Origin of the sequence: Chitinimonas sp. (genome assembly GCF_041904975.1) — a bacterium.
Taxonomy (GTDB): domain Bacteria; phylum Pseudomonadota; class Gammaproteobacteria; order Burkholderiales; family Chitinimonadaceae; genus Chitinimonas.
Map to the genome: position 1 here is coordinate 1 of NZ_JAYRLZ010000293.1, position 5,030 is coordinate 5,030.

At 60.6% G+C, this 5,030-nt stretch carries 5 protein-coding genes; 4 read left to right on the forward strand and 1 reads right to left on the reverse strand.

All coding sequences use genetic code 11. The annotated features are described in order from the left end of the window. The coding region (locus ACE3OH_RS19190) for an NAD(P)H-dependent flavin oxidoreductase (RefSeq protein WP_374356976.1) at positions 1–800 on the forward strand (800 nt) is incomplete at its 5' end. Positions 801–819: 19 nt separating this feature from the next. Here the strand turns inward: ACE3OH_RS19190 and nadB are convergent. Then, positions 820–2,397 carry an L-aspartate oxidase gene (nadB, locus tag ACE3OH_RS19195; RefSeq protein ID WP_374356978.1) on the reverse strand — a complete coding sequence of 526 codons (1,578 nt, stop codon included), beginning with the start codon at positions 2,395–2,397 and terminating at the stop codon, positions 820–822. A gap of 308 nt (positions 2,398–2,705) precedes the next feature. On the opposite strand from nadB, the gene rpoE reads away from it, so the two are divergent. The 3 genes from rpoE (at position 2,706) to ACE3OH_RS19210 (ending at position 4,940) form a co-directional block, all read left to right on the forward strand. Beyond that, a complete protein-coding gene (gene rpoE, locus ACE3OH_RS19200) occupies positions 2,706–3,311 on the forward strand; it encodes an RNA polymerase sigma factor RpoE (RefSeq protein WP_374356984.1) in 606 nt (201 codons plus the stop codon). Further along, a complete protein-coding gene (locus ACE3OH_RS19205; protein WP_374356980.1) occupies positions 3,308–3,832 on the forward strand; it encodes a sigma-E factor negative regulatory protein in 525 nt (174 codons plus the stop codon). Before rpoE ends, ACE3OH_RS19205 begins: the two co-directional genes overlap by 4 nt. A gap of 67 nt (positions 3,833–3,899) precedes the next feature. Beyond that, positions 3,900–4,940: a MucB/RseB C-terminal domain-containing protein gene (locus tag ACE3OH_RS19210; protein WP_374356982.1), complete on the forward strand. Its 1,041-nt coding sequence runs from the start codon at positions 3,900–3,902 to the stop codon at positions 4,938–4,940. Positions 4,941–5,030: the final 90 nt, after the last annotated feature.

Genomic DNA, 5,030 nt, shown 5'->3' on the forward strand with positions numbered 1-5,030 from the left:
GAGCGGCAGAACACCCCACGGTGGCGCTGGAAGAGCGGGGACCGGTGATCAACCTCTCCCTCGGCAAGGGCGACTGGATCGTTGAAGCGGCGCATGCCTATGGCGGCAAGGTGATTGCCACGGTGACCACCGAGAAGCATGCACGCGCCGCCGAAAAAATCGGCTGTGATGCCTTGCTGGTAACCGGCCACGAGGCGGCGGCCCATGGTGGCGCGGTGACCTCGCTGGCCTTGATCCCTGCCATACGCGACAAGGTGGGCCTGCCCATCATCGCAGCCGGTGGCTTCGCCGACGGACGCGGTTTGATTGCCGCACTGGCGCTGGGTGCCGACGCCGTTGCCATGGGCACCCGTCTGGCAGCCAGCCGCGAAAGCCCGGTGCATGCCAATACCAAGGGCATGATCGTCAGCAAGGGTGTCGATGAAACCCTGTACAACGCCCGTTTCGATGGCATTCCATGCCGGATGATGGATACCCCGACCGCGCGTCGCAAATCGCGCCGGGCCTTGACCTTGCTGGAGGCGATTCCGCGTGCCTTGCTGGCCGGACGGCGCATCGGCATGCCGTTCTACCAGATTCTGGCCGGCGCCCTGGCGCAGCCGGCAGCGATCAAGCAGCTGGCCCAGTTTGGCGCTGCCACCGAATCGATCCGCCTGGCGATCGAAGATGGCGACCACCAGCGCGGTGTGCAATTGATCGGCCAGGCGCAAGGGCTGGTGCGCGATGTACCGGCGGTGGCCGACTTGCTGGCGCGGGTGCTGGCTGAGGCGGAGACGGTGCGATCTGGTCTGCCGGGTTGAGATCGCGGTTTTATCCGGTTCAGCGGTCGCGCTGCAGAATGGTCGGCCTGGCCTCGGCCAGGGTGTCTGGGTAGTCGAGGCTGTAATGCAGGCCGCGGCTTTCGTGGCGCGAGCGGGCCGACTGCACGATCAGATCGGCGGCATCGACCAGATTGCGTAGCTCGATCAGATCGTTGTTCACCCGGAAATTGCGGTAGTACTCGTCGATCTCGCGCTTGAGCAAAGCAATGCGATGGGCAGCGCGTTCCAGGCGTTTGTCGGTGCGCACGATGCCGACGTAGTCCCACATGAATCGCCGCAATTCGTCCCAGTTATGCGAGATGACAATCTGCTCGTCGGCATTGCTGACCTGGCTTTCGTCCCAGTCCGGCGCAGCGATCGCAGGGCGCGGCGCGGCGGCCAGGATGTCGCTCGCTGCAGCTTGCCCGAGCACCAGGCATTCGAGCAGGGAATTGCTGGCCAGCCGGTTGGCGCCATGCAGGCCGGTGCAGGCGGTCTCACCGATCGCATACAGATTGGCGATGTCGGTGCGGCCGGCCAGATCGGTGAGCAGGCCGCCACAGGTAAAGTGGGCGGCTGGCACCACCGGGATCGGCTCACGGGTGATGTCGATGCCGAGCTCCAGGCAGCGCTGGTGGATATTGGGAAAGTGCGACTTGATGAAGCCGGCATCCTGGTGGCTGATATCCAGGTACACGCAGTCCAGGCCGTGCTTTTTCATTTCGTAATCGATGGCGCGGGCCACGATATCGCGTGGCGCCAATTCGGCGCGCTCATCATGCTGCTGCATAAAGCGGCTGCCATCGGGCAGCTTGAGCAAGCCGCCTTCGCCACGCACTGCTTCGGAAATCAGGAAAGACTTGGCGTGCGGGTGATACAGGCAGGTGGGGTGAAACTGGATGAATTCCATGTTCGCCACCTGGCAGCCAGCGCGCCAACCCATGGCAATCCCATCGCCGGTGGCGGTGTCCGGATTGGTAGTGCACAGATAAACCTTGCCGGCACCGCCGGTGGCCAGCACCGTCTGATCGGCAAGCAGCGTGACGACCTGGTCGTTATTCCGATCCAGCACATAAGCGCCGAGGCAGCCGGCCTCCGGCTTGCCCAGCTTGGCGCCGGTAATCAGATCAATGCCGATATGATCTTCCAGTACGGTGATATTCGGATGCGTCCGAACCCGTTCGGCCAGCGTGGCAATCACGGCGGCGCCGGTGGCGTCGGCGGCGTGGACAATGCGGCGCTGGCTGTGCCCGCCCTCGCGGGTCAGGTGCAGGCCGCTCGTGTGCTCACTATCGGGCGTGAACGGCACGCCCAGCGAGCAAAGCCAATCTATGGCGGCGCGGCTGTGGCTGATGATGTGGCGGCTGGCTGCCTCGTCGCACAGGCCGGCGCCGGCAATCAGCGTATCGCTGACGTGGCTGGCGACGCTGTCAGCCGCATCCATTACCGCCGCTATGCCACCCTGCGCCCACTGGCTTGAGCCGTCAGTCAGCTTGCGCTTGCTTACCAGAACCACCCGGCGCTTGTCGGCTAATTGCAGTGCCACCGTCATACCAGCCAAGCCGCTACCGAGGATCAGGACATCGAATCGTTGCATACGCTCAAACCATCAAAAATCGCCCGTCACTATACCAAACAGAACCGTCGCGGGTTTTAGGGAACTATTCTTGCGGCCCCGCAGTCACTGACAGGTGCCCGCAAGGGAAGTCACTGTGAAAGGCCCCGTAGAGGATGGATACGATTACACTTCGGCCCGCTGGCCTGCTCGATGGATGGGATACCGAATCCCGTAGCGCACCCGCCGCACCACGCAAGCTTGAAAAAACATCCACCCGCCCGCAAATGAAGTCCGATGCGGACGCGGCCGTGCCGGATGTCGCGCAAACCATGGAGAAAACCGCCAGCATGTCGACAGAGCGCGACATCGATCAGCAATTGGTACTGCGTGTCCAGCGCGGCGACAAGAAGGCCTTCGAATTGCTGGTGAATAAATATCACCGCAAGATCGGCCGCCTTCTCAGCCGGATGATCCGTGACCAGTCGGAAATCGAAGACATTACCCAGGAGGCCTTTATCAAGGCCTATCGTGCCTTGCCATCGTTCCGTGGCGAAAGTGCGTTTTATACCTGGCTGTACCGTATCGCCATCAACACGGCCAAGAACTACCTGGCATCGCTCAATCGCCGCCCGGTGCTTTCAACCGAATACGAGGATGAAGATGGTGAGACGCTGGATACCGCGTCGCAATTGCCGGATATGAATACGCCGGAAACCGAGCTGATGAATCGCCAGATCGTCCGCACGGTGAACGAAGCGGTGGAATCCCTGCCTGAAGAGTTGCGCACGGCGATTACCTTGCGCGAAATGGAAGGCTTGTCGTATGAAGACATCGCCGAAGTGATGAATTGCCCCATCGGAACCGTGCGCTCGCGTATATTCCGCGCTCGCGAAGCAATTGCAGTCCGGCTCAAGCCGATGATCGAATCCCAAGGTAAGGACAGACGCTGGTGAATCGTCAATTCGTGGGTGCAAAGACCATGCAGGAAAAATTTTCGGCGATGATTGATGGCGAACTCGACGAGCGCGAGTTTGCAGAGTTGATGGCCGAGTTTGATGCTGATGATGAGTGTGCCGAACAGTTCGGCCAGTATCAGCTGATCTCGGATGCGCTGAGCGGCCAGGCGATGATGTCGGATGATTTCATGTCGCGTTTTTCGGCACGACTGGAACAAGAACCGGTGGTGCTGGCGCCACATGCGATGCGTCGTCCGCGCACGCTGGACCGTCGCTGGGTGGCGTTGTCGATGGCGGCTTCGGTGGCGCTGGTCAGTGCCACGGCTTGGTATGTCGGGCACGGGCAGATTTATGCGGCGCCTGCCGAGGCGACGGTTGCTGCCAATCAGGTGATGAGCGAAGCGGATGCCAGCCCTTACCTGCTTGCCCATCAGGCGATGGTTGGCAATCCGGGCTTTTATCACAAGCCTGTCATCCTGACCGGTGCTGAGGCCGAGCGCCATACGGCAGGGCGCTAGGTCGTTGATGCCAACATCGATGTTCCCTTTTTCCATGCCACTTCGCGTTAGCTTGTTGTGTTCCGTCTTGCTGTTTTCTTCGGCCCAGGCGGCGGAAGTGCTGACCACGCTGGAGGCGTCCGGCTTGCTCAAGCGCATGGCGGTGGCAGCGCGCGTGCTCAATTACAACGCCACCTACCTGTATCAGCATGCGGACAATATGGAAACGTTCCGTGTGGTGCATGTCTATGATGCGAACGGCGAGCAGGAGCGGCGCGAATCACTCGACGGCATGCCGCGTGAGTTCATTCGCAACAATGATCAGATCATTGGTTATCTGCCCGACGAAAAGCCCTTTACGCTCGACCGCCGCACTGCAAACAAGTTTTTCCCCGGTGTGATACTGGATCAAGCCGTCGATGTCTTGTCCAACTACACCTTTCGCCGGCTTGGTATGGATCGGGTAGCAGGTTATGACTGTCAGCTGATCGTGCTGGAGCCCAATGACAAATTGCGCAACCCGCACAAGCTGTGTGTGGATGTGCGATCCGGGTTGTTGTTGAAAAGTGTCATGTATAGCCCGGATGATCGTGGCGTCATGGAGCAGTTTGCTTTCAGCCAGCTGGAAATCGGCGGGCAGATCGACAAGCGCCTGCTCAAGCCGGTACTGATGGCCAAGTCGAACAATGCGGCAACGCTGACCAGCAAGATCGCTTCCTTGCTTGGGCTGCCATCTGCCGCTGCCAATGCCAGCCCGCCCCCAGGCCCGACTGCGCCGGCGCCTGTCGCTGCCATTCCAGCGCCTTTGGCAGCCATGGTTGCTGGACCATCTACTGCCAGCGGCGCCATGGCAGTTGGCGATCTGCCGGCGGGTTTTCACCTGCTCAACGAGACGCTTAGCCAGATGCAGGGCAAACCCAAGGCGGTGCGGCATTTGCTGTTCAGCGATGGCCTGGTGAATGTATCGGTATTTGTCGAGCCTTCCGGTAACGGTCCGATCAGCTTGCCGCGCCAGCAGGGCGCGCTGAATTTCTTTTCGCGGCAGATCGATGGCTGGCGGATTACCGCCGTGGGTGAAGTACCGCTCAAGACGGTGCAGCTATTCACCATGGCGTTCGAGATTCGCTAACCGGAACTTCGCGTTGTGTTCTGGTTCAAATTTCGCGTTTTTTCATATGGCTGCTGCGCAGCTCTTCGAGTGGACTCCATGTTCAATCTG

Bases quoted from the DNA above. Each gene is read 5' to 3' on its own strand.
- nadB (WP_374356978.1), bottom strand. From the start codon at position 2,397: ATGCAACGATTCGATGTCCTGATCCTCGGTAGCGGCTTGGCTGGTATG.
- rpoE (WP_374356984.1), top strand. From the start codon at position 2,706: ATGTCGACAGAGCGCGACATCGATCAGCAATTGGTACTGCGTGTCCAG.